Origin of the sequence: Pseudomonas sp. NFX183 (assembly GCF_047943075.1) — a bacterium.
GTDB lineage: Bacteria > Pseudomonadota > Gammaproteobacteria > Pseudomonadales > Pseudomonadaceae > Aquipseudomonas.
In genome coordinates this window covers 5,972,253-5,996,500 of sequence record NZ_CP181333.1, presented here as the reverse complement: position 1 = coordinate 5,996,500, position 24,248 = coordinate 5,972,253, and the positions used below count along the sequence as shown (strand labels likewise).

General features: G+C 65.6%; 1 protein-coding gene and 1 pseudogene. Both read left to right on the top strand.

Features of this window, described 5'->3' with window-relative positions:
• Positions 1 to 21 precede the first annotated feature (21 nt).
• Positions 22 to 12,927: an amino acid adenylation domain-containing protein gene (locus ACM530_RS27855; RefSeq protein WP_416363727.1), complete on the top strand. Its 12,906-nt coding sequence runs from the start codon at positions 22 to 24 to the stop codon at positions 12,925 to 12,927.
• Positions 12,924 to 24,248, top strand: a pseudogene (locus tag ACM530_RS27850) (amino acid adenylation domain-containing protein). Before ACM530_RS27855 ends, ACM530_RS27850 begins: the two are co-directional and overlap by 4 nt.

Genomic DNA, 24,248 nt, shown 5'->3' with positions numbered 1-24,248 from the left:
CTTATCAGGCAGGTTACCCCCATGCAGTTCAGCGAATTATTGGCAGCGATTTCCACCCACGCGATCCGTCTGCAACTGGAAGAAGGCGACCTGATCATCCTGGGCGACGACGAAGCGCTGGATGATGCGCTGTGGGATCAACTGATCGCGCACAAGCCGCGCTTGCTGGAGTGGGTGGCCGAGCAGGGCAGCGACTGGCTGAGCCCGGCCTACCGCATTACCCCGGACATGCTGCCGCTGGTCAGCCTTGACCAGCCGGCCATCGACCGTATCGTCGCGGCCATCCCCGGCGGGGCGGCGAATGTGCAGGACATCTACCCGCTGGCGCCGCTGCAGGAAGGCATGCTTTACCATCACCTTTCGGCGCAGCAGGGCGACCCTTACGTGCTGCACGCGCAGTTTGTGTTCGACAGCCGCGCACGCCTGGACGCCTTTGCGCAAGCGTTGCAATGGGTCATTGACCGTCACGATATCCTGCGCACCTCCATGGCGTGGGAGCGCCTCGACGAACCGCTGCAAGTGGTATGGCGCAAGGCAAACCTGGTCTGCGAACAAGCGCACTTCAATGGCGGCGATGCCCTGGCCCAGTTGCTCGCGCGTTATGACGCACGCACCTACCGCATGGACCTTGGCCAGGCGCCGCTGTTGCGCCTGGTGTTTGCCGACGACCCGGCCAACAGTCGGGTGGTGGCGATGCTGCTGTTCCACCACACCATCCTCGACCACACCGCCCTTGATGTGGTGCGCCATGAAATCCAGTTGTACCTGGCCGGTCAGCAAGCCCAGGCGGGTGCGCCGGTCGCGTTTCGCGGCTACATCGCCCAGGTGCGCCACGGCGTCAGCGAGCAGGCGCACGAGGCGTTTTTCCGCGACATGCTGGCCGATATCGATGAGCCGACCTTGCCCTTCGGCTTGCAGGATGTGCAAGGCGACGGGCAGGGCATTGACGAAGCACGCATCGCCGTGGACAGCGCCCTCAGCCGGCGCCTGCGCAGCCTGGCGCGACCATTGGGCGTGAGCGTGGCGAGCATGATACATCTGGCATTGGCGCGTGTATTGGGCGTGGTGTCCGGTCGTGACGCGGTGGTGTTCGGCACGGTAATGCTTGGCCGTATGGGCGCAGGCGAGGGCGGTGAACGGGCCCTGGGCATGTTCATCAATACCTTGCCGTTACGCGTGGATGTGGGCGAGCAGGGCGTGCGCGCCGGGGTCAAGGCCACCCATGCGCGTCTGACGGCTTTGCTCAACCACGAACATGCGTCCCTGGCCCTGGCTCAGCGTTGCAGTGGTGTGGCGGCGCCGACGCCGCTGTTCAGCGCCATGCTCAATTACCGTCACAGCGCCGCTACCGATATGGCCGCTGTCATCGACGTGGCCGAAGGCATCCAGGTGCTCGGCGCCGAGGAGCGCACCAACTACCCGCTGACCGTCAACGTGGATGACCTGGGCGAAGATTTTGCACTGACGGTGATGGTCGATGCCGCCATCGGCGCACAACGTGTCGCGGCTTACCTGCATACCGCGCTGCACAGCCTGGCCGATGCGTTGGAGCAGCGACCGGATCAGCCGCTGAGCGGCCTGAACATCCTGCCTGACACCGAGCGCCACCACCTGCTGCACCGCCTCAATCAAAGCCCCGCGCACTACGCCGACACCGCCCTGATCCATCAGCAAGTCGAAACCCATGCCGCCGCCCGGCCCGAAGCCATCGCCGTGCGCTTCGACACGCAGCGCCTGACCTACCGCCAACTCAATGAACGCGCCAACCAGGTCGCGCACCGTCTGCTTGCGCAGGGTGTGCGCCCGGATGACCGCGTGACGATCTGCGTTGAACGTGGCCCTGAGATGATCATCGGTCTGTTGGGCATCCTCAAGGCCGGCGCCGGTTATGTGCCGATCGACCCGGCTTACCCGCTGGAACGCATCGCCTACACCCTGGCTGACAGCGAACCGCTGGCCGTGCTGGTGCAAGCCAACACCCGCCACCTGGTGGGCGAGCTGGCGCAGATCGACCTCAACAGCCTGCGTGGTGAGTCCATCGTCAACCCGCGCATCGCTCTCAGCCCGGCGAGCCTGGCCTACGTGATCTACACCTCAGGCTCCACCGGCCTGCCCAAAGGCGTGATGATCGAACATCGCCAGGTCGCACGGCTGTTCACCGCCACTGACCACTGGTTCGGTTTCAACCGCAATGATGTGTGGGCGCTGTTCCATTCCTTCGCGTTCGACTTCTCGGTGTGGGAAATCTGGGGCGCGCTGATGCACGGCGGCCAATTGCTGATTGTGCCGCAACTGGTCAGCCGTTCGCCGGATGAGTGCTACGCGCTGATCTGCGACGCGGGCGTGAGCATTCTCAACCAGACGCCCAGCGCGTTCCGCCAGTTGATTGCGGCCCAAAGCGCCCAGTCGCACTCCTTGCGTCAGGTCATTTTCGGCGGCGAAGCCCTTGAGCCCGGCATGCTCAAGCCGTGGTACGCCCGCGCCATCAACGCCGGTACGCAACTGGTCAACATGTACGGCATCACCGAAACCACCGTGCACGTGACCTATCGCGCGCTGGAGGCCGCGGACGCGCAGCTGGTCGGCGTCAGCCCGATTGGCGTGCGCATTCCCGACCTGCAGCTGTACGTGCTGGATGAGCGCCGCGAGCCGTTGCCGTTTGGTGTGGTCGGCGAGCTGTACGTCGGCGGCGCCGGGGTGGCGCGGGGTTACCTCAACCGTGACGCGCTCAATGCCGAGCGTTTCCTGGCCGACCCGGCCACCGGCCTGCGCATGTACAAAACCGGTGACCTCGGCCGCCTGCTGGCCGACGGCAGTGTCGAGTACCTGGGCCGCAACGACGACCAGGTGAAGATCCGTGGTTTCCGTATCGAGCTGGGCGAAATCCAGGCGCGTCTGGCCACCGCCGACGGCGTACGTGATGCGGTGGTAATCGCCCGTGAAGACGCACCGGGCGACAAACGCCTGGTGGCCTACGTAATCGCCGAGCGTGAACTGGGTGCTGCCCAGCTGCGTGATCACCTGCTGCTCAGCCTGGCCGAGTACATGGTGCCCAGCGCGTTCGTGCTGCTGGATCACTTCCCGCTGACCACCAACGGCAAACTTGACCGCAAGGCCTTGCCCGCACCGGACGCCGACGCGCTGGCGCGGCGTGACTATGCCGCCCCGCAAGGCGCGGTTGAAGTCGCCATCGCCAGTATCTGGCAGCAGTTGTTGAAGCTCGACAAGGTTGGCCGCGACGATAATTTCTTCGAGCTCGGCGGCCACTCGCTGCTGGCGGTCAAGCTGATCGAACGCATGCGCCAGGTGGACTTGAGCTGTGATGTGCGCGCGCTGTTCGGCCAACCCACGTTGGCCGCACTGGCCGCAGCAGTGGGCGGGCAGCGGGAAGTGCAGGTGCCGGCCAACCTGATCGTCGACCCCTGCGCGCGCATCACACCAGACATGCTGCCTCTGGTGGCCCTGGACCAGGCCGCTATCGACCACATCCTCGAAAGCGTGCCCGGCGGCATTGCCAACGTGCAGGACATCTACGGTCTGGCGCCGTTGCAGGCCGGCATTCTTTACCACCACCTGGCAACCACCGAGGGCGACCCCTACGTGTTGCAGGTGCAGTTGCGCTTTGCCGACCAGGCGGCGGTGGATGCGTTTATCCAGGCGCTGCACAGCGTGATTGAACGCAACGACATCCTGCGCACCGGGATTGTCTGGGAAGGCCTGGATGAACCGGTGCAGGTGGTGCTGCGCCAGGCGCCCTTGGCGGTTGAGCGCATTGACGCGCACGGCCTTGATGCCCTCGCGCACCTGCAGCAACGCTTCGATCCACGCCATTATCGCCTCGACCTGTCGCGCGCTTCACTGATGCACTTTGGCTACGCCGAGCAGCAGGGCGGTTACGTCGGCATTCTGCTGCTGCACCACATCCTGCTCGACCACACCGCCTTGCAAGTGCTGGTCGAAGAAATGAGCGCCAGCCTCGCCGGCACCAGCGCGCAGCTGCCGGACGCGGTGCAGTACCGCAACTACGTGGCCCAGGCGCGCTTGGGCGTGACGCAGGCGCAACACGAAGCCTTCTTCAGCGACATGCTGGGCGATATCGACGAGCCGACGCTCGCGTTCGGTTTGCAGGATGTGAATGGCGACGGCAGCGGCATCGTCGACGCACACCTGCCATTGGAGCTGGCACTCAGTCACGGCCTGCGCGAACAGGCGCGGCAACTGGGCGTGAGCACCGCCAGCCTGGTGCACCTGGCCTGGGCCCAGGTGTTGGCCCAAGTCTCCGGCCAGCAGGACGTGGTGTTCGGTACCGTGTTGCTGGGCCGTATGCAGGGCGGCGAGGGCGCCGACCGTGCGCTGGGGATGTTCATCAATACCTTGCCGCTGCGCGTCAGCCTTGGCGCCGTCAGCGTGCAAGCCGGCGTGCGCGCCACCCACGCGCGCCTGGCGCAGTTGCTTGGGCATGAGCATGCCTCGCTGTCGCTGGCACAGCGTTGCAGCGGCGTACCGGGTTCACTGCCGCTGTTCAGCACGCTGCTCAATTACCGCCACAGCGCGCCGGGTGAAGCCCCGGGAGACAGCCCGTTTGCCGCGTCCGGGATCGAGATTCTCAGTTCGCAAGAGCGCAGCAACTATCCGCTGGTGCTGAACGTCGATGACCTGGGCAGCGGGTTTTCCCTGACCGTGCAGGGCGTGAACAGCCTGGATGTACAGCGCGTGGGCGCCTACATGCTCACCGCGTTGAGCCATCTGGTGACCGCGTTGCAACAAGCGCCGACCACGCCCTTGCAGGCTGTGTCGATCCTGCCGGCTGCCGAACGCCACCAACTGTTGGTGGCTTTCAACGCCACCGCGCGTGACTACCCGTCGCAGCTCACGGTGCACCAACTGTTCGAAGCTCAGGCGTTGGCCCGTCCCGACGCAGTGGCGGCGGTGCAGGGCGCGCTGTCGTTGAGTTATCGCGACCTCAATCGCCGTGCCAACCGCTTGGCCCATCACCTGATCAGCCAGGGCGTGCAGCCGGGCGAAAGCGTGGCGATCGCACTGCCGCGCTCGCTGGATTTACTCGTGTGCCAACTGGCGATCCTCAAGTGCGCAGCGGTGTATGTGCCGCTGGACGTCAATGCGCCGGTCGAGCGCCAGGCCTTCATGGTGCAGGACAGCGGTGCGCACCGCGTGCTCAATACCCTGGCCGACCTGAACCTGGACGCGCAGTCGCCGCGCAACCCCGACCTGGCCCAGTCGGCGCAAAGCGTGGCGTACATCATGTACACCTCCGGCTCCACCGGGGCACCCAAAGGCGTGCAAGTGCCGCACCGCGCGATCTCGCGCCTGGTGCTGAACAACGGCTATGCCGATTTCAATGAGCGCGACCGTGTGGCGTTCGCCTCCAACCCGGCCTTCGATGCCAGCACCCTCGACGTGTGGGCGCCGTTACTCAACGGCGGTTGTGTGGTGGTGGTCGAGCATGCGGTGCTGCTGTCCCAGGCGGCATTTGCCTCGCTGTTGCAGGAGCAAGCCGTCAGCGTGTTGTGGATGACCGCCGGCCTGTTCCATCAATACGCCGACGCGTTGCTGCCGGTGTTCCGCCAACTGCGCTACCTGATCGTCGGCGGCGATGTGCTCGACCCGCAGGTGATCAGCCGTATGCTCCAGCACGGCAAACCCCAGCATCTGCTCAATGGCTATGGCCCGACCGAGGCCACCACATTCTCCACCACCTTTGAAATCACCGCGCCGGCTGCGGGCAGTGTCCCGATTGGCCGCCCCATCGCAAATGCCCAGGCCTACGTGCTCGACGCACGCCAGCAACCGCTGCCGCTGGGCGTGGTTGGCGAGCTGTATATCGGCGGCGCCGGTGTGGCCAACGGGTATTTGAACCAGCCGCAATTGACGGCGGAAAAATTCATCCCCAACCCCTTCGGCGAAGGCCTGCTGTACCGCACCGGCGACCTGGCCAGCTGGCAGGCCGACGCTACCTTGCTGTACCAGGGGCGTAACGACCTGCAAGTCAAGATCCGCGGTTTTCGTATCGAGCCGGGCGAAATCGAAACCTGCCTGGCCGCGTTCCCCGGCGTAAAAGACGCGGTGGTGCTGGCCCGCGAAGACGAGCCGGGCGACAAGCGCCTGGTGGCGTATTACACCGCCCAGGCACCCTTGGACATCCAGGCACTGCGTGCTCATCTGCAAGGCCGGTTGCCGGACTACATGGTGCCGTCGGCCTACGTGTGGCTGGCACTGTTGCCACTGACCGCCAACGGCAAGCTCGACCGCAAGGGCTTGCCCGTACCGGATCAAAGCGCGCTGCTCAGCCGCGGTTACGAGGCGCCGGAGGGCGAGGTGGAAACCTTGCTGGCGCAGATCTGGCAGGACGTGCTCAAGCTCGAGCGTGTCGGCCGGCATGACCATTTCTTCGAGTTGGGCGGGCATTCGTTGCTGGCCGTGAGCCTGATTGAGCGCATGCGCCAGGTGGGCCTGAGCGCGGATGTGCGTGTGCTGTTCAGCCAGCCAAGCCTGGCGGCGCTGGCAGCGGCAGTCGGCAGCGGGCGTGAGGTCGAGGTGCCGGCCAATGGCATTCCAGCCGGCTGCACCCGGATAACGCCGTCGATGCTGACTCTGGTGCAACTTGACCAGGCAGCGATCGAGCGCATCGTCGCCACGGTGCCGGGTGGCGCGGCCAATGTGCAGGATATCTACCCGCTCGCGCCGCTGCAGGAAGGCATTCTTTATCACCATATCAGCGCCGAGCAGGGCGACCCGTACCTGCTGCAGTCGCGCATGGCGTTTGACCTCCTTGAGCGTTTGCACGCCTTCATGGGCGCGCTGCAACAGGTCGCGGCCCGTCACGACATCCTGCGCACCGGCGTGGTCTGGGAAGGTCTGGACAGCCCCGTGCAAGTGGTCTGGCGCGAGGCCCGGCTGGTGGTGCAAGAGGTTGTTCTGGACCCGGCTGACGGCGGCGTCATCGAGCAACTGCACGAACGTTTCGATGCCCGCCACTATCGCCTGGACATCACCCAGGCGCCGTTGCTGCGCATGGTCTATGCCCAGGACCCGGTGAATAATCGGGTCGCGGCGATCCTGTTGTTCCATCACCTGGCGCTCGACCATACCGCCATGGAAGTGGTCGGCCAGGAGATGCGTGCGTTCCTGTTCAACCAGGCCGAGGCACTGCCCGACGCTGCACCGTTTCGCAACTACGTGGCCCAGGCGCGCCTTGGTGTCAGCGTGGCGGAGCACGAGCACTTTTTCCGCGACATGCTCGCCGATGTTGATGAGCCGACCTTGCCCTTTGGCGTGCAGGACGTGCAGGGCGACGGCCGCGCGATCGAAGAGGCCGAACAGCCGCTGGACGCCGCGTTGGCCATGCGGGTGCGTGAACAGGCTCGGGTGCTGGGGGTCAGTGCGGCCAGCCTGATGCACCTGGCGTGGGCGCAAGTGCTGGGGCTGGTGTCCGGGCGTGATGAGGTGGTGTTCGGCACGGTGCTGATGGGGCGCATGCAGGCGGGTGAGGGCGCTGACCGCGCGTTGGGCATGTTCATCAACACCTTGCCGCTGCGCGTGGATGTGGCGTCCGGCGCTGCTGTGGCCGTCAAGGCCACGCATACCCGCTTGAGCGCGCTGCTGGGGCACGAGCATGCGTCGCTGGCCCTCGCCCAGCGTTGCAGCGGCGTACCGACGGCCGTGCCGTTGTTCAGCGCCTTGCTCAATTACCGTCACAGCAGCCCCGGCGAAATGGCCCGCGATGGCCATGGCATCTGGGAGGGCGTGCAACTGCTGGGCGGTGAGGAGCGCAGCAATTACCCGCTGACCCTCAGCGTCGATGACTTCGGCACAGGCTTTGGCCTGAGCGTGCTGGCACTGCCGCAGATCGGCGCCCAGCGCCTGTGTGGCTACATGCACCGCGCCGTGGAGCAGTTGGTCGTGGCGTTGGAAAGCGCGGTGAGCACCCCGCTTAATCAATTGCCAGTGCTGCCGCCGGCAGAGTGCGAAACCCTGCTGCGCGAATTCAACGCGACGGCCGCAGACTTCCCGACCGGGCACACCGTGCACGGCGCCTTCGAAGCCCAGGTCGAACGTCAGCCCCACGCGATTGCCGTGCAGCAGGACGGCGAAGTCCTGACCTATCAGCAGCTCAATCAACGCGCCAACCAGGTGGCCCATCACCTGTTGACACTCGGCGTGCAGCCGGACGACCGCGTCGCGATCTGCTGTCGCCGTGGCCCGCACATGCTGGTCGGGCTGCTGGGCATTCTCAAGGCCGGCGCCGGCTACGTGCCTGTCGACCCGGCTTACCCCGCCGAACGTATCGCCTACCTGCTGCAGGACAGCACGCCGGTAGCGGTCTTGGCCGAGGCCAGCACACGTGACCTGCTGGGCACGCACGCCACTGTCGACCTGTTCGACGAGTGCTTGCGGCACCACGCCGTCAGCAACCCGCAACTGGTCGGCCTGACCCCGGCGCACCTGGCGTACGTGATCTACACCTCCGGCTCCACCGGCCAGCCCAAAGGCGTGATGGTGGAACACCGCACCGTGGAAAACCTGGTGCACTGGCATTGCGAGGCCTTTGGCCTGGACGCGCGCAGCCACACCAGCAGCGTCGCCGGGTTTGGCTTTGACGCGATGGCCTGGGAGGTCTGGCCGGCACTCTGTGCAGGCGCGACCTTGCACGTGCCGCCCGCGAAGGTCGGCAATGAAAACATCGACGAATTGCTCGCCTGGTGGCTGGCGCAGCCACTGGACGTCAGCTTCCTGCCCACGCCAGTGGCCGAGTACGCCTTCAGCCAGAACCTGCACCACCCGACCTTGCGCATCCTGTTGATCGGCGGTGATCGCCTGCGCCAGTTCACCCAGGAGCGGCGCTTTGCGGTGATCAACAACTACGGGCCTACCGAGGCCACGGTGGTCGCCACCTCCGGCCGTGTGCGCGCCGGGCAGGCGTTGCATATCGGCCGGCCCATCGCCAATGCCAGCGTGTACGTGCTCGACGCACAGTTGCGCCCGGTGCCAGTGGGTGTCGCCGGTGAGCTGTATGTGGGCGGCCGTGGCGTGGCGCGGGGGTATTTGAACCGCCCGCAGATGAGCGCCGAACGTTTCCTGCAGGACCCGTTCAACCCTGGGCGGATGTACCGCACCGGTGACCTGGCGCGTTGGCTGCCCGACGGCAATATCGAGTACCTGGGCCGTAACGACGACCAGGTCAAAGTGCGCGGTGTGCGCGTCGAACTCGGTGAAATCGAAAGCCGTCTGGCCGCGCTGGACGGTATCGCTGAGGCCGTGGTGCTGGTGCGCGAGGGGCGTCTGGTGGCCTGGTTCATTGAAAAGTACCCGCTGGCGATTGAAACCTTGCGTGCGCAACTGCAGCAACAGCTGCCCGACGCGCTGGTGCCAGCAGCCTACGTCAGGCTCGACACGCTGCCGCTGACCGCCAACGGCAAGCTGGACCGCAAGGCCTTGCCGCAACCCGATCAAGCCGCGTTGCTGAGCCGCGACTACGCAGCGCCCGAAGGCGCGGTGGAAACCACCCTGGCGCGGATCTGGGCCGAGGTGTTGCAGGTGGAGCAAGTCGGCCGGCATGACCACTTCTTCGAACTGGGCGGCCATTCGTTGTTGGCGGTCAGCCTGATCGAACGCATGCGTCAGGTCGGCCTCAGCGCTGACGTGCGGGTGCTGTTCAGCCAGCCCACCCTCGCGGCGTTGGCCACCGCCGTGGGCAGTGGCCGCGAAGTGCAGGTGCCGGCCAACCGCATCGCCGCCGACTGCCAGCGCATCACCCCGGACATGTTGCCGTTGGTGGAGCTCGACCCGTCAACTCTCGACGACGTCGTCAGCCGCGTACCCGGCGGCGCTGCCAATGTGCAGGATATTTACCCGCTGGCGCCGTTGCAGGAAGGCATTCTTTACCACCACATCACCGCCGAGCAGGGCGACCCGTACCTGCTGCAGTCGCACTTGGCGTTCGACAGCATTGAGCGCCTGAACGCCTTCGCCCAGGCGCTGCAACAGGTCATCGATCGCCATGACATCCTGCGCACCGGCGTGGTCTGGGAAGGCCTGGCGCAACCGCTGCAAGTGGTGTGGCGCAAGGCTGAACTGCCGCGTGAAGAGCTGCACCTGCAAGGCGATGTACTGGCTGGCCTGCATGAGCGTTTCGATGCGCGACGCTATCGCCTGACGCTCAGCCACGCGCCGTTGATCAGCCTCAAGTACGCCCGGGACCCGGCCAACCAGCGGGTAGTGGTGGTGTTGCTCTACCACCATATCGCCCTCGACCACACCGCATTCGACGTGGTGCTGCGCGAAATGCAGGGCCACTTGCTCGGCCACGCCGCGCCAACAGCGGCGCCGATGCCGTACCGCAACTACGTGGCCCAGGCGCGTCTGGGCGTAAGCGAGCAGGAACATGAAGCGTTCTTTCGCCAGATGCTCGGGGATGTCGATGAACCGACCTTGCCGTTCGGTTTGCAGGATGTGCGCGGCGACGGCAACGCGATCGAAGAACACTGCCTGCGCCTGGACAATGACCTCAACCGTCGGCTGCGCGCCCAGGCGCGCTTGCTGGGCGTAAGCACGGCGAGCCTGTTCCACCTGGCGTGGGGCCAAGTGCTGGCGGCCACCTCGGGTCGCCACAGCGTGGTGTTCGGCACGGTGCTGATGGGTCGCATGCAAGGCGGCGAGGGCGCCGACCGCGCGCTGGGGGTGTTCATCAATACCTTGCCGCTGCGCCTTGACATCGACGCACAAGGTGCGCGCGCTGCGGTGCGAGCCACCCATGCACGGCTTACCGCGCTGCTGGGGCACGAACACGCGTCGCTGGCGCTGGCCCAGCGCTGCAGCGGCGTGGCGGCCCCGGCGCCGTTGTTCAGCTCGATGCTCAACTACCGCCATCGCGGCGCCGCCACGCGCTCGGCCGAGGCGCAGCAGGCCTGGGAAGGCATGCAGACGCTGATCAACGACGGGCGCACCAACTACCCGCTGACCTTGAACGTGGATGACCTGGGCGATGGTTATGACGTCACCGCCCTGGCGCAAATCGACGCGCAACGCGTGTGCGGTTACATGCAGACCGCTTTGTCAGGGCTGGTTGAAGCCCTCGAGCAGGCGCCGCATCAGCCGCTCAATCGCCTGCCGATTATGGGCAGTGAGGAACGGCAAAAGCTGCTGGTGGAATTCAATGCCACCGACGTCAACTACAACCTCGACCAAACCCTGCACGGCCTGTTCGAAGCCCAGGTCGAGCGCACGCCGCAGGCCGTGGCGGTCAAGTCCGGCGATCAGCAGCTGACCTACAGCGCGCTGAACGAACGCGCCAACCGCCTGGCCCATCACCTGCGTGAACTCGGTGTGCAGCCGGATTCGCGCGTAGGCATCTGCGTGGAGCGTGGCCTGGACATGGTCATCGGCCTGTTTGCGATCCTCAAGGCCGGCGGCGGTTATGTGCCGCTGGACCCGGCCTATCCTCGCGAGCGCCTGGCCTACATGCTGCAAGACAGCGCGCCGGTGGTGGTGCTTGCGCAAGGCGCCACCCGCGCGTTGCTGGGTGAGGTGCCGGTGGTCAACCTGGACCACGCCACCTGGCAGCACCAGCCTGCTGGTAACCCCCACGTGCCAGGCCTTACCGCCCGGCACCAGGCCTATGTGATCTACACGTCCGGTTCCACCGGCCAGCCCAAAGGCGTGATCAACGAGCACGCCGGGGTGGTCAACCGCCTGCTGTGGATGCAGGACGCGTACGGTCTTACGGCCAGTGATAGCGTGCTGCAGAAAACCCCGTTCAGCTTTGACGTGTCGGTGTGGGAGTTCTTCTGGCCGCTGTTTACCGGCGCACGCCTGGTCATGGCGCGCCCGGGTGGCCATAAAGAGCCTGAGTACCTGTGCGAAGTGATCGAGGCCGAACAGATCACCACACTGCACTTTGTGCCCTCGATGCTTGACGTGTTCCTGGCCCACGGCGATGTCAGCCAGGCGGCCGGGCTGGTGCGCGTAATGTGCAGCGGCGAAGCCTTGCCGGGCAGCCTGGTGCGGCGCTTCAAGCAGCAGCTGCCGGGCATCGGCCTGTACAACCTGTATGGCCCCACCGAAGCGGCCGTGGACGTGACCGCCTGGAACTGCGCGCGTCCCGAGGTGCCGGACAACACGCCGATCGGCAAACCGATTGCCAACACGCGCATGTACCTGCTGGATACGCAATTGCAGCCGGTGCCGTTGGGCGTGGTCGGCGAGCTGTTTATCGGCGGCGTGCAAGTGGCGCGTGGCTACTTGAATCGCCCCGAGCTGACTGCCGAACGCTTCCTCAAGGACCCCTTCACCCATGGGCGCCTGTACCGCACCGGCGACGTTGGCCGCTACTTGCCCGACGGCAATATCGAGTACCTGGGCCGCAACGATGACCAGGTGAAAATCCGCGGCCTGCGCATCGAGCTGGGGGAAATCCAGGCGCGACTGCTCGAACATGTGCAGGTCAACGAGGCTGCGGTGGTGGCCCGCGAGGACCGGTTGGTCGCTTATTACACCGGCGTACCTACCGACATCGAGCAGCTGCGCGCGCACCTGCTGCAGCACCTGCCGGACTTCATGGTGCCGGCGCTGTTCATGCACCTTGACGCGCTGCCGCTGAGTCCCAACGGCAAGCTCGACCGCAAGGCCTTGCCTGCGCCGGGCATGGACGCGCTGATCGTGCGCGAGTACGCGGCGCCGCAGGGTGATACCGAAATCCTCCTGGCCAGGCTGTGGGCCGAGCTGCTCAACGTCGAGCGGGTCGGGCGCCATGACAACTTCTTTGAACTGGGCGGGCACTCGCTGCTCGCCGTGAGCTTGATCGGACGCCTGCGCCAGGAAGGCCTGGAAGCCGATGTGCGGGCGCTGTTCGAACAGCCGACGCTGGCCGGCTACGCCGCCATAACCGAACGAATGGAGATCGTCCTGTGAGCATTTCTGAGCTGTTGGCGACGCTGAAAACCAAGGATGTGCAACTGGCGCTCAAGGGCGAGCAGTTGTCGGTGCAGGGCAATAAACAGGCGCTGAGCGACCCGGCGATTCTTGCCGCGTTGCGCGAGCACAAGCCGGCGTTGATCGAGTTGATCAAGGCCGGCGAGTATTCGCCGACCAAGGCCGGTGAAGTGACGGTGCCGGCCAATGGCATCCCGGCGGACGCCGAGCGCATTACCCCGGCCATGCTGACCCTGTCGAGCCTGAGCCAGGACGAGATCGACCGCATCGTCGCCACCGTCGATGGCGGCGTGGCGAATATCCAGGATATCTACCCGCTGGCGCCGTTGCAGGAAGGCATTCTGTTCCATCACGTCAGCGCCGAGCAGGGCGACCCGTACGTGATGCAGTCGCAGTTTGCGTTCGACAGCCTGGCGCGTTTTCAGGCCTTCGCCCACGCCCTGCAAAGCGTGATGAACCGCCACGATATCCTGCGCACCGGCGTGGTCTGGGACGGGTTGCAGGAACCGTCGCAGGTGGTCTGGCGCCAGGCGCAATTGCCGGTGCAAGTGTTGGAACTGGACCCGGTTGACGGCGATATCGCCGCGCAGCTGCACGCGTTGTTCGATGCCCGCCACTATCGCCTCGACGTGACCCAGGCGCCGTTGCTGCGCCTGGTGCGTGCCGAAGATCCGGCCAATCAGCGCATCGTCGCGACCTTGCTGTTTCACCACATGGCCCTCGACCACAGCGCCCTGGAAGTGGTGTGCCATGAAATGCAGGCGTGCCTGCTGGGGCAGGGCGCAGTGCTGGGCCAGGCGGTGCCGTTTCGCAACTATGTGGCGCAGGCGCGGCTGGGGATCAGCGAGCAGGAGCACGAAAGTTTCTTCCGCCAGATGCTCGGCGACATCAGCGAGCCGACCTTGCCATTTGGCCTGAAAGACGTGCAAGGCGATGCCCGCGGGATTGCCGAAGTCAGCCTGCCATTGGCGCCGGAGCTGGGCCAGCGCTTGCGTGCGCAGGCCCGGCAACTGGGCGTGAGCGCCGCCAGCCTGTTTCATATGGGCTGGGCGCAGGTGCTGGGCGTGCTGGCCGGTAAAGAGCATGTGGTGTTTGGCACCGTGTTGATGGGCCGCATGCAGGGCAGCCATGACACCGATCGGGCACTGGGCATTTTCATCAACACGCTGCCGTTTCGCGTGGACGTGGGCGCCGAGGACGTGCGCGCCGGGGTCAAAGCCACCCACGCGCGGCTGACCACCTTGCTGCGCCACGAACACGCCGCATTGGCCCTGGCCCAGCGCTGCAGCGGCGTGGTCGCGCCGACGCCGCTGTTCAGCGCGTTGCTCAACTACCGCCACAGTGCCCCGGCCGCCAGCGCCGCTGCCGTATCGGCCTGGCAAGGTATCGCGGCGCTCAGCGCCGAAGAACGCACCAACTACCCGCTGACCTTGAGCGTGGATGACCTCGGCGAAGGATTTGCCCTGAGCTTGCTCGCCAGCACCCAGGTGGACCCGCAGCGCGTCTGCGCCTACCTGCAAACCGCGCTGGAAAACCTCGTGACTGCGCTGGAGCAGGCGCCACAGACACCGCTCAATCAGGTCTCGGTCGTGCCCGCCGCTGAGCGACAACAACTGCTCGAGCAGTTCAACGCGACCCACGCCGACTTCCCTCAAGGCACCACGCTGCACGGGCGTATCGAAGCTCAGGCGGCCTGCACGCCCGAGGCCATCGCCGCCGTGCAGCAAGGCCGCCAATTGACCTACGCCGAACTGAACCAGCAAGCCAACCTGTTGGCCCATCACCTGCTGGCGCTGGGGGTCAAGCCCGACGACCGCGTGGCCATCGTCGCCCGCCGTGGCCTGGATACCCTGGCCGGGTTGCTGGCGATCCTCAAGGCCGGCGCCTGCTATGTACCGGTGGACCCGTCACACCCGGCCGAGCGCCTCAATTATTTGCTCACCGACAGCGCGCCGGTGGCGGTGCTGACGCAACAGGCGCTGCTGGACCGACTGCCCGCGCTGCAAGTGCCGGTGATCAACCTGGACCGCTTCACCTGGCAGCATCATTCGGCGAACAACCCCACGGTCGATGTCACGCCCGCTAACCTCGCCTATGTGATCTACACCTCCGGCTCCACTGGCCTGCCCAAAGGCGTGATGGTCGAACACCACACCGTGGCCAACCTGGTGGACTGGCATTGCCGCGCCTTTGACCTGTGTGCCGGGCGCCACACCGCCAGTGTCGCCGGTTTCGGCTTTGATGCGACGGCCTGGGAAGTGTGGCCGGCGCTGTGTGTCGGCGCGACCCTGCACCTGCCGCCGGCCAATGACGGCACCGAAGACATCGACGCCTTGCTCGCGTGGTGGTGCGCGCAGCCGTTGGACGTGTGCTTTTTGCCCACGCCGGTGGCCGAGTACGCCTTCAGCCAACAGATCGAACACCCGACCTTGCGCACCTTGCTGATCGGCGGTGATCGCCTGCGCCAGTTCGCGCGGGCCCAGCGTTTTGAGTTGATCAATAACTACGGGCCCACCGAGGCCACGGTGGTCGCCACGTCCGGCAAGGTGGAGGCGGGCCGGCCACTGCATATCGGCAAGCCTGTTGCGAATGCCACGGTGTACTTGCTCGATGAGCAGCAACGGCCGGTGCCGCTGGGGGTTGCCGGTGAGCTGTATGTGGGCGGCAAAGGCGTGGCGCGTGGTTACTTGAACCGTCCGGAGCTGACGGCCGAGCGCTTCCTGCAAGACCCATTCAACGCTGGGCGCATGTACCGCACCGGCGACCTGGCGCGCTGGCTGCCGGACGGCAATATCGAGTACCTGGGGCGTAACGACGACCAGGTGAAGATCCGTGGCGTGCGCATCGAGCTGGGCGAGATCGAAACCCAACTCAACCAATTGCCGGGTATTCAGGAAGCGGTGGTGCTGGTCCGTGAGGATCGGCTGGTGGCGTATTTCACCGAAACCCCGTCGTTCGCTCCGCTGGCCGTTGGCGATATCCGCGCCCACCTGGTGGCGCATCTGCCGGACTACATGGTCCCGGTTGCCTACGTGAAGCTTGAGGCATTGCCGCTCACCGCCAACGGCAAACTCGACCGCAAGGCCTTGCCCGCGCCAGACATGGCTGCGGTGTTTACCCGCGAGTACGAGGCGCCCCAGGGCGAGATCGAAAGCGTGCTGGCGCAGATTTGGGCCGATGTATTGCACGTGGCGCGCGTCGGGCGTCGCGACCATTTCTTTGAATTGGGCGGGCACTCGTTGCTGGCAATGCGCATGGTTTCCCAGGTGCGGCAGCGTCTGGGTGTCGAGCTGATCCTCGGCGACCTGTTTGCCAATGCCGAGCTGGCGGCGGTCGCTGAAGTCCTGGCCCAATCGGGGCGCAGCACCTTGCCGGATATTCTCCCGGCCAGCCGCGATGAACCCGTGCCACTGTCCTTCGCCCAGCAGCGCCTGTGGTTCCTGGCACTGATGGAAGGCGCCAACACCGCCTATAACATTCCCATTGGCCTGCGCCTGCGTGGGCAATTGCATGTCGAGGCGCTGCAACGGGCGCTGGCGCGGATTGTGGCGCGCCACGAAACCCTGCGCAGCCGCTTTGCCCAGCACGGCGACGACGCCCAGGTGCTGATTGTGCCGGCCGAAGACGTGCTGCCGCTGCAAGTGCAGGACCTGCGCCGCCACCCGCAACCCCAGCAGGCGCTGGATGCGTTGATCCACGGCGAAGCCTCGGCGCCCTTCGACCTGGAGCGCGGCCCGCTGCTGCGCGGGCGGCTGGTGGTGATGGCCGACGATCACCATGTGCTGTTGCTGACCTTGCACCACATCGTCTCCGACGGTTGGTCGATGGGCGTGCTGACCCGCGAGCTGATGGCGCTGTACCAAGCCTTCAGCCACGGCCTGCCCGACCCGTTGCCGCCGCTGGCGATCCAGTACGGTGACTTCGCCGTGTGGCAACGGCTGTGGCTGAGCGGCGAGGTGCTGCAGCGCCAGAGCAGCTATTGGCAGCAGGCGCTGGCGGGCGCGCCGGCCTTGCTCACGTTGCCCACCGACCGCCCGCGTCCGGCGCAGCAGGATTACGCCGGCAGCAGCGTCGAAGTGCGCCTGGATGAACGCCTCACCGCCGGGCTCAAGGCCTTGAGCCAACGCCATGGCACCACGCTGTACATGACCTTGATGAGTGCCTGGGCCTCGTTGCTGGCGCGGCTGTCCGGGCAACACGACCTGGTGATCGGCTCGCCGGTGGCCAACCGCACGCGCAGTGAGGTAGAAGGGCTGATCGGCCTGTTCGTCAACACGCTGGCAGTGCGCATCGACACCTCCGGCGAGTTGAGCACCGAGGCGCTGCTGGCGCGGGTCAAGGCGCTGACGCTGGAAGCCCAGGCCCATCAGGACCTGCCGTTCGAACAGGTGGTGGAAATCACCCGGCCGCCGCGCAGCCTGGCCCACAGCCCGTTGTTCCAAACCCTGTTGACGTGGCAGGACAGCAGCGCACCGACCCTGGCATTGGGCGACCTGGCCCTGGAAGGCATCGTCGAAAACAGCCACTTTGCCAAATTCGACCTGTCGCTGAACCTTGGCGAAGTGCAGGGCAGCATTCTTGGCGCGCTGGAATATGCCGTGGCGCTGTTTGATGAGTCGACCGTGCAGCGTTACGTCGGTTACTTCAAGCGCGTGTTGCAGGCGATGGTCGAAAACGACCAGGCGGTGCTTGAGCATGCATCGCTGATCGATGACCGTGAGCGTCAGCAGCTGCTGTTTGAGTTCAACGCCACCGAGGTCAATTACAACCTCGACCAGACCCTGCACGGGATGTTCGAGGCGCAGGTCAAGCGCACCCCGGACGCGATTGCGGTCAAGGCCGGCGAACGGCAACTGACCTATGCCCAGTTGAATGAGCAGGCCAATCAGTTGGCCCATCACTTGCTGGCGCTGGGTGTGCAGCCGGATTCGCGCGTGGCTATTTGCGTGGAGCGCAGCCTGGACATGGTCGTGGGCCTGTACGCCATCCTCAAGGCGGGCGCCGCGTATGTGCCGCTGGACCCGGCCTACCCGCTGGAGCGTATTGCCTACATGCTGCAAGACAGTGCGCCGGCAGTGGTGTTGGCTCAAGGCTCCACGCGCGAGTTGCTGGGTGCGGTGCCGGTGGTCGATCTGGACCACCCTTGCTGGCAGCACCAGCCGCTGGATAACCCGACTGCAGTGGGCGTGACGGCATATGTGATCTACACCTCCGGGTCCACCGGCCAGCCCAAGGGCGTGATCAACGAACACGCCGGGGTGGTCAACCGCCTGCTGTGGATGCAGGACGAATATGGCCTCGAGGCGCAGGACTCGGTGCTGCAGAAAACCCCGTTCAGCTTCGACGTGTCGGTGTGGGAATTCTTCTGGCCGCTGTTGACGGGCGCACGGTTGGTGATGGCGCGCCCTGGCGGGCATAAAGAGCCCGAGTACCTGTGCGATGTGATCGAGGCTGAGCGGATCACCACGCTGCACTTTGTGCCGTCGATGCTGGATGTATTCCTGGCCCATGGCGATGTGCGCCAGGCGGCCGGGCTGGTGCGTGTGATGTGCAGCGGCGAAGCCCTGCCGGGCAGCCTGGTGCGGCGCTTCAAGCAGCAGTTGCCGAACAGTTAATTGCACAACCTCTATGGCCCGACTGAAGCGGCGGTGGATGTCACGGCGTGGAATTGCGCGGGCGCGGTGACGCCGGACAACACGCCAATCGGCAAGCCCATTGCCAACACGCGCATGTATCTGCTCGACAGCCAGTTGCAGCCGGTGCCGTTGGGGGTGGTCGGCGAGTTGTTTATCGGCGGCGTGCAAGTGGCGCGCGGTTATCTGAATCGGCCTGAGCTGACGGCCGAGCGTTTCCTGAATGATCCGTTCACCCGCGGGCGCATGTACCGCACCGGTGACGTCGGGCGCTACTTGCCGGACGGTAATATCGAATATTTGGGCCGCAATGATGACCAGGTGAAGATCCGCGGTTTACGCATCGAACTGGGCGAGATCCAGGCCCGCCTGACCGAGTATCCGTCGATCAATGAAGCGGCCGTTATCGCCCGCGAGCAACGCCTGGTGGCCTACTACACCGGCGCGCATTGCGAAATCGACGTGCTGCGTAGCCATCTGCTGCACCACTTGCCGGAGTTTATGGTGCCGGCGATTTTCGTCCATCTCGACGCCTTGCCACTGAGCCCCAACGGCAAGCTCGACCGCAAAGCCTTGCCGGCGCCAGGCCTGGATTCGGTGGTGGTGCGCGAATACGAGGCGCCCCAGGGCGATACCGAAATTGCCCTGGCCAGCCTGTGGGCCGAGCTGCTCAACGTGGAGCGGGTGGGCCGTCACGACAACTTCTTCGAGTTGGGCGGGCACTCGTTGCTGGCCGTGAGCCTGATGGGGCGCATGCGCCGCCTTGGGTTGTCGGCGGATGTGAAGGTGCTGTTTGCCCAGCCGACCCTGTCGGCGTTGGCGGCGGCGCTGGGCAGCGGGCGTGAAGTGGCGGTGCCGGCCAATGGCATCGCACCCGGCTGCACGCACATCACCCCGGACATGCTGCCCCTGATCCAGCTGGATCAGTCGGCTATCGAGCGCATTGTCGCCCGCATCCCCGGCGGGGCGGCCAATGTGCAGGACATCTACCCGCTGGCGCCGTTGCAGGCCGGCATTCTCTATCACCATCGCGCCGTACTCGAGGGCGATGCGTACCTGCTGCAGGCGCAGTTTGCGTTCGACAGCAGGGCGCGCCTGCAAGCCTTTGCCCAGGCGTTGCAGGCGGTGATCCAGCGGCATGATGTGCTGCGTTCCTCTTTCCATTGGGATGGCCTTCATGAGCCGGTGCAGGTGGTTTGGCGTGAAGCCTCGTTAAGCGTCGAAACAGGGCCGTTGCCGTCGCGCCTCGACCTGGCTCAAGCGCCGCTGATGCGCCTGGTTTACGTGCAGGAACCGCAACGCGTGGTGGCGACCTTGCTGTTTCATCACATGGTGATGGACCACATCGCGCTGGACATCCTGCAGCACGAAATGCAGGCGTTTCTGTTGGGTCGCGACGCGGCGTTGGGCGCTGCAGTGCCGTACCGCAATTACGTGGCCCAGACCCGTTTGGCGGTTAACGATCACGAGGCGTTTTTCCGCGACATGCTCGGTGAGATCGACGAACCCACCGAGGTCGAAAACCTGGGTGTCGATGAACAAGCGCAGCTGACCATCGACCCTCAGTTGAGCCAGCGCCTGCGCACCCAGGCCCGTCAAGCGGGCGTGAGCGCCGCCAGCCTGATGCACCTGGCCTGGGCCCATGTGCTGGGCAAGGTCAGCGGCCGCGAGCGTGTGGTGTTCGGTACCGTAATGCTTGGCCGTCTGCAGGGCGGCGAAGGTGCCGAGCGCGCCTTGGGCGTGTTCATCAATACCTTGCCGTTGCGGGTCGATCTGGGTGAGCAGTCGGTGCGTACGGCGTTGCGTGCGACGCATGCACGCCTGACCCAACTGCTCGGCCATGAGCACGCGCCGCTGGCGCTGGCCCAGCGTTGCAGCGCCGTGCCGGTGGCGACGCCGCTGTTCAGCGTGCTGTTCAACTACCGCCACAGCGCGGCGCAAACCGGCGGCGTGGCGCAGGCCTGGCAGGGTATCGAGTTGCTCAAGGCCGAGGAGCACACCAATTACGGGCTGTCGGTAAGTGTCGATGACCTCGGCGACGGGTTCAGCGTGCACGCCATGGGGCCGGGTGCCCGACGTTTGTGTGGCTACCTGCACCATGCACTTGAACACGTGGCGCATGCGCTGGAGCACAACCGTGAAATCGCCATCAGCCGCCTGCCGATACTGCCCAGCGCCGAAGGCCAACAGCTGGCGGGCTTCAACGCCACCGCGCGTGCATTCCCCCGCGAGCACACGGTCCAGCGCCTGTTCGAAGCCCAGGCCCAGGCGCGGCCTGACGCGGTGGCGGCGTTGCATGGCGAGCAGGCAGTGAGCTACGGCCAATTGAACACCCGCGCCAATCGCCTGGCCCATCACCTGATGAGCCTGGGCGTGCGTCCCGCCGATAACGTGGCGATCCTGCTGCCGCGCTCGCTCGATCTGCTGGTCAGCCAACTGGCGGTTCTCAAATGCGCGGCAGCCTATGTGCCGCTGGATATCCACGCGCCCGCCGAGCGCCAGGGCTTTATGCTGCAGGACAGCGGCGCGAGCTGGCTGTTGACCCGCAGCGACGCGTCCATCGATTACGCCGCCCGGCGTCTGGACCTGGACACCCTGACCCTTGACCCGCAACCGAGCCACAACCCGGACCTGTCACAAGCCTCGGACAGTGTGGCGTACATCATGTACACCTCCGGCTCCACCGGTACGCCCAAGGGCGTGTTGGTGCCGCATCGCGGTATCACGCGGCTGGTGCTCAACAACGGCTACGCCGACTTCAATGCGGCCGACCGCATTGCCTTCGCCTCCAACCCGGCGTTCGACGCCAGCACCATGGACGTGTGGGGCGCGTTGCTCAACGGCGGGCAGGTACAGGTGATCGACCACGCGACCTTGCTCGACCCGGCCGCGTTCGGCAGTGCGCTGCAAGGCGCGACTGTGCTGTTCGTCACCACGGCGCTGTTCAACCAGTACGTGCAGCTGATTCCGCGCGCGCTGGCCGGCTTGCGCATGTTGCTCTGCGGCGGCGAGCGCGCCGACCCGGCGGCGTTCCGCAGCCTGTTGGCGCAGGCGCCAGGGCTGCGTTTGGTGCATTGCTACGGGCCGACGGAAACCACCACCTATGCCACCACCTATGAAGTGCAGGCGATTGCCGATGACGCCGACAGCGTGCCCGTCGGCCGGCCGATTTCCAACACGCACGTTCACGTGCTGGATGCCTGGTTGCAGCCGGTGCCGGTGGGGGTGACCGGTGAGATCTGCATCGGCGGCGATGGCGTGGCCAGGGGGTATTTGAACCGCCCTGAGCTGACCGCTGAAAAGTTTGTCGACGATCCCTTCAACGCCGGTGCCCTGATGTACCGCACCGGTGACCTTGGTCGCTGGACCCAGGAGGGTTTGCTGGAGTGCATCGGCCGCAATGACGACCAGGTGAAAATCCGTGGTTTTCGCATTGAGCTGGGTGAGATCGAAGCGCGCCTGTCTAGCTTTGCGGGTATTCAGGACGTGGTAGTGCTGGCGCGTGAGGACGTGCCGGGTGACAAGCGCCTGGCGGCTTACTTCACCTGGGCTGCCGAACCTGTCGACCTCGACAGCGTGCGGGCGCACCTGCAAGGCCAGCTGCCGGACTACATGCTGCCATCGGCCTATGTACCGCTGGCGCATTTGCCGCTGACGGCCAATGGCAAGATCGACCGCAAAGCCTTGCCGGTTCCGGCGCTGGACGCGTTGAATCGCCGTGATTTCGAAGCGCCTGGCGATGCACTGGAACAGCAACTGGCCAACCTGTGGGCCGAAGTCTTGAAGCTGGAGCAGGTTGGGCGCCATGACAGCTTCTTCGAGCTGGGCGGGCATTCGTTGCTGGCAATCCGGCTGGTCAACCTGATGGAAGAGGCCGGGGTGCAGGTGTCCCTGGCCGAGCTGTTCCAGCATGCCAGCGTGGCTGGCGTTGCGGCGATGCTGCAGCAGCGCACGCAGGCGCCGGCGCGCGAAACGTCGGTGATTACCGTGCGCAGCAGCGGTTCGCAGCCGCCGCTGTTTCTGCTGCATGAGTTCAGCGGCATGGACGTGTACTTCCCGGCGCTGGGCCAACACCTGCCGGGCGACTATCCCATTTATGGGCTGCCGGGCGCGGCGCTTGGCGAAGCGCACCTGAACACCATGGAAGGCCTGGCCGCGCGCCTGGTCGGGTTGATTCGGCGCATCCAGCCTCACGGGCCATACCGGCTCGCGGGCTGGTCGTTTGGCGGCGTGCTGGCCTACGAAGTGGCGATGCAATTACTCGGGCTGGATGAGGCGGTGGCCTTCCTCGGTTTGATCGACAGCTACGTGCCGCGCATGACCGATCAGGGCAAGGCGCGCTGGAGCGGGCCGGATGCGCTCAAACGGCATTTGCTGTTGCAGTGCACGGCGTATTGGAAAGCACAGGGAGGTGTGGATGAGCTGGCGAGCCTTGAATACTTGGAGGCGGGCATTGGACAGCTGGACTTTGCGGGTCTGCTGCAACGCTGTCGCGATCAAGGTTTGCTATACGCGCAAATGGCAGCGGCTGCGGACGCGGACCTCTTGAGTTTTATCGAGCGGGAGGTCGGGCATGGGCATGCGCTGGCGCATTACAGCCTGTTCCCGTTGCCGGTCGCGGTGCATTTGTTCAGCGCGCAAGAGCGGCCCACCGAGTTGTCGCGGCGCAGTGTTTCGTTGGGTTGGGAGGACGCGTTGGCGCCCGGGCAGTTGCGCCGGGTGCAGGTGCCGGGTGATCACCAGAGCATGATGCAGGCGCCGCATATTCAAGCGCTGGGTCGGGCGTTGAGCGAGGCGTTGGCCGTGTGTTCGCCGGTGGCGCAAGTGGCGCACCAACCGCTGCTGCGCATTCAGAGCGGGCGGGCAGGGTATGCGCCGGTGTTCTGCGTACCGGGTGCGGGCGATAGCGTCACCGGCTATGTGGGGTTGAGCGAGGGGCTGGGGCGTGACTGGCCGCTGTTCGGCTTGCAGCCGCGCGGGCTGGATGGCCAGGCGGTGCCGCATAGCCAGGTCGAAGCGGCGGCGCAGTGTTATCTGGCGGCGCTTGCACAGGAGTGTCCGCAAGGGCCGGTGCACCTGGTGGGGCACTCGTTTGGCGGCTGGATCGCGTTGGAGATGGCGCTGCGGTTGCAGGCGATGGGCCGTGAGGTGGCGTCGTTGACGGTGATTGACAGCGAAGCGCCGGGCGGCACCGGGCGGCCTTACACCACCACGGCGGCGTTGTTGCGGTTGATCGAGGCGATGCAATTGGCCGCCGGCAAGTCGCTGGGTATCGACCGCGCGGACTTTGCCGAGCGTGATGAAGTGGCGCAGCGCCAATGGCTGCATGCGGGCATGGTGGGCGTGGGGCTGTTGCCGGTGCGCTCTGCGGTGGATGCCATGGACGGACCGGCGCGCACCTATGCAGCGGCGTTGCGCACGGTGTATCAGCCGCATCAGCGTTACAACGGCGTGGTGCGGTTGGTGTTGGCCGAGGACCCTTCGCTGGATGCGGCGGGCAATCAGCGCGAACAGAGCCTGATGATTGAGGGATGGCGACGGCAGGGCAGCGGGTTGGAAGTTTGGTATGGGCCGGGGAACCACTTTACGTTGCTCAAGGCGCCGAATGTTCAAGGGTTGGCCCGGTGGTGGCGTGAGGGTGTGGCGATTGGGGAGGTGGTGTCGTGA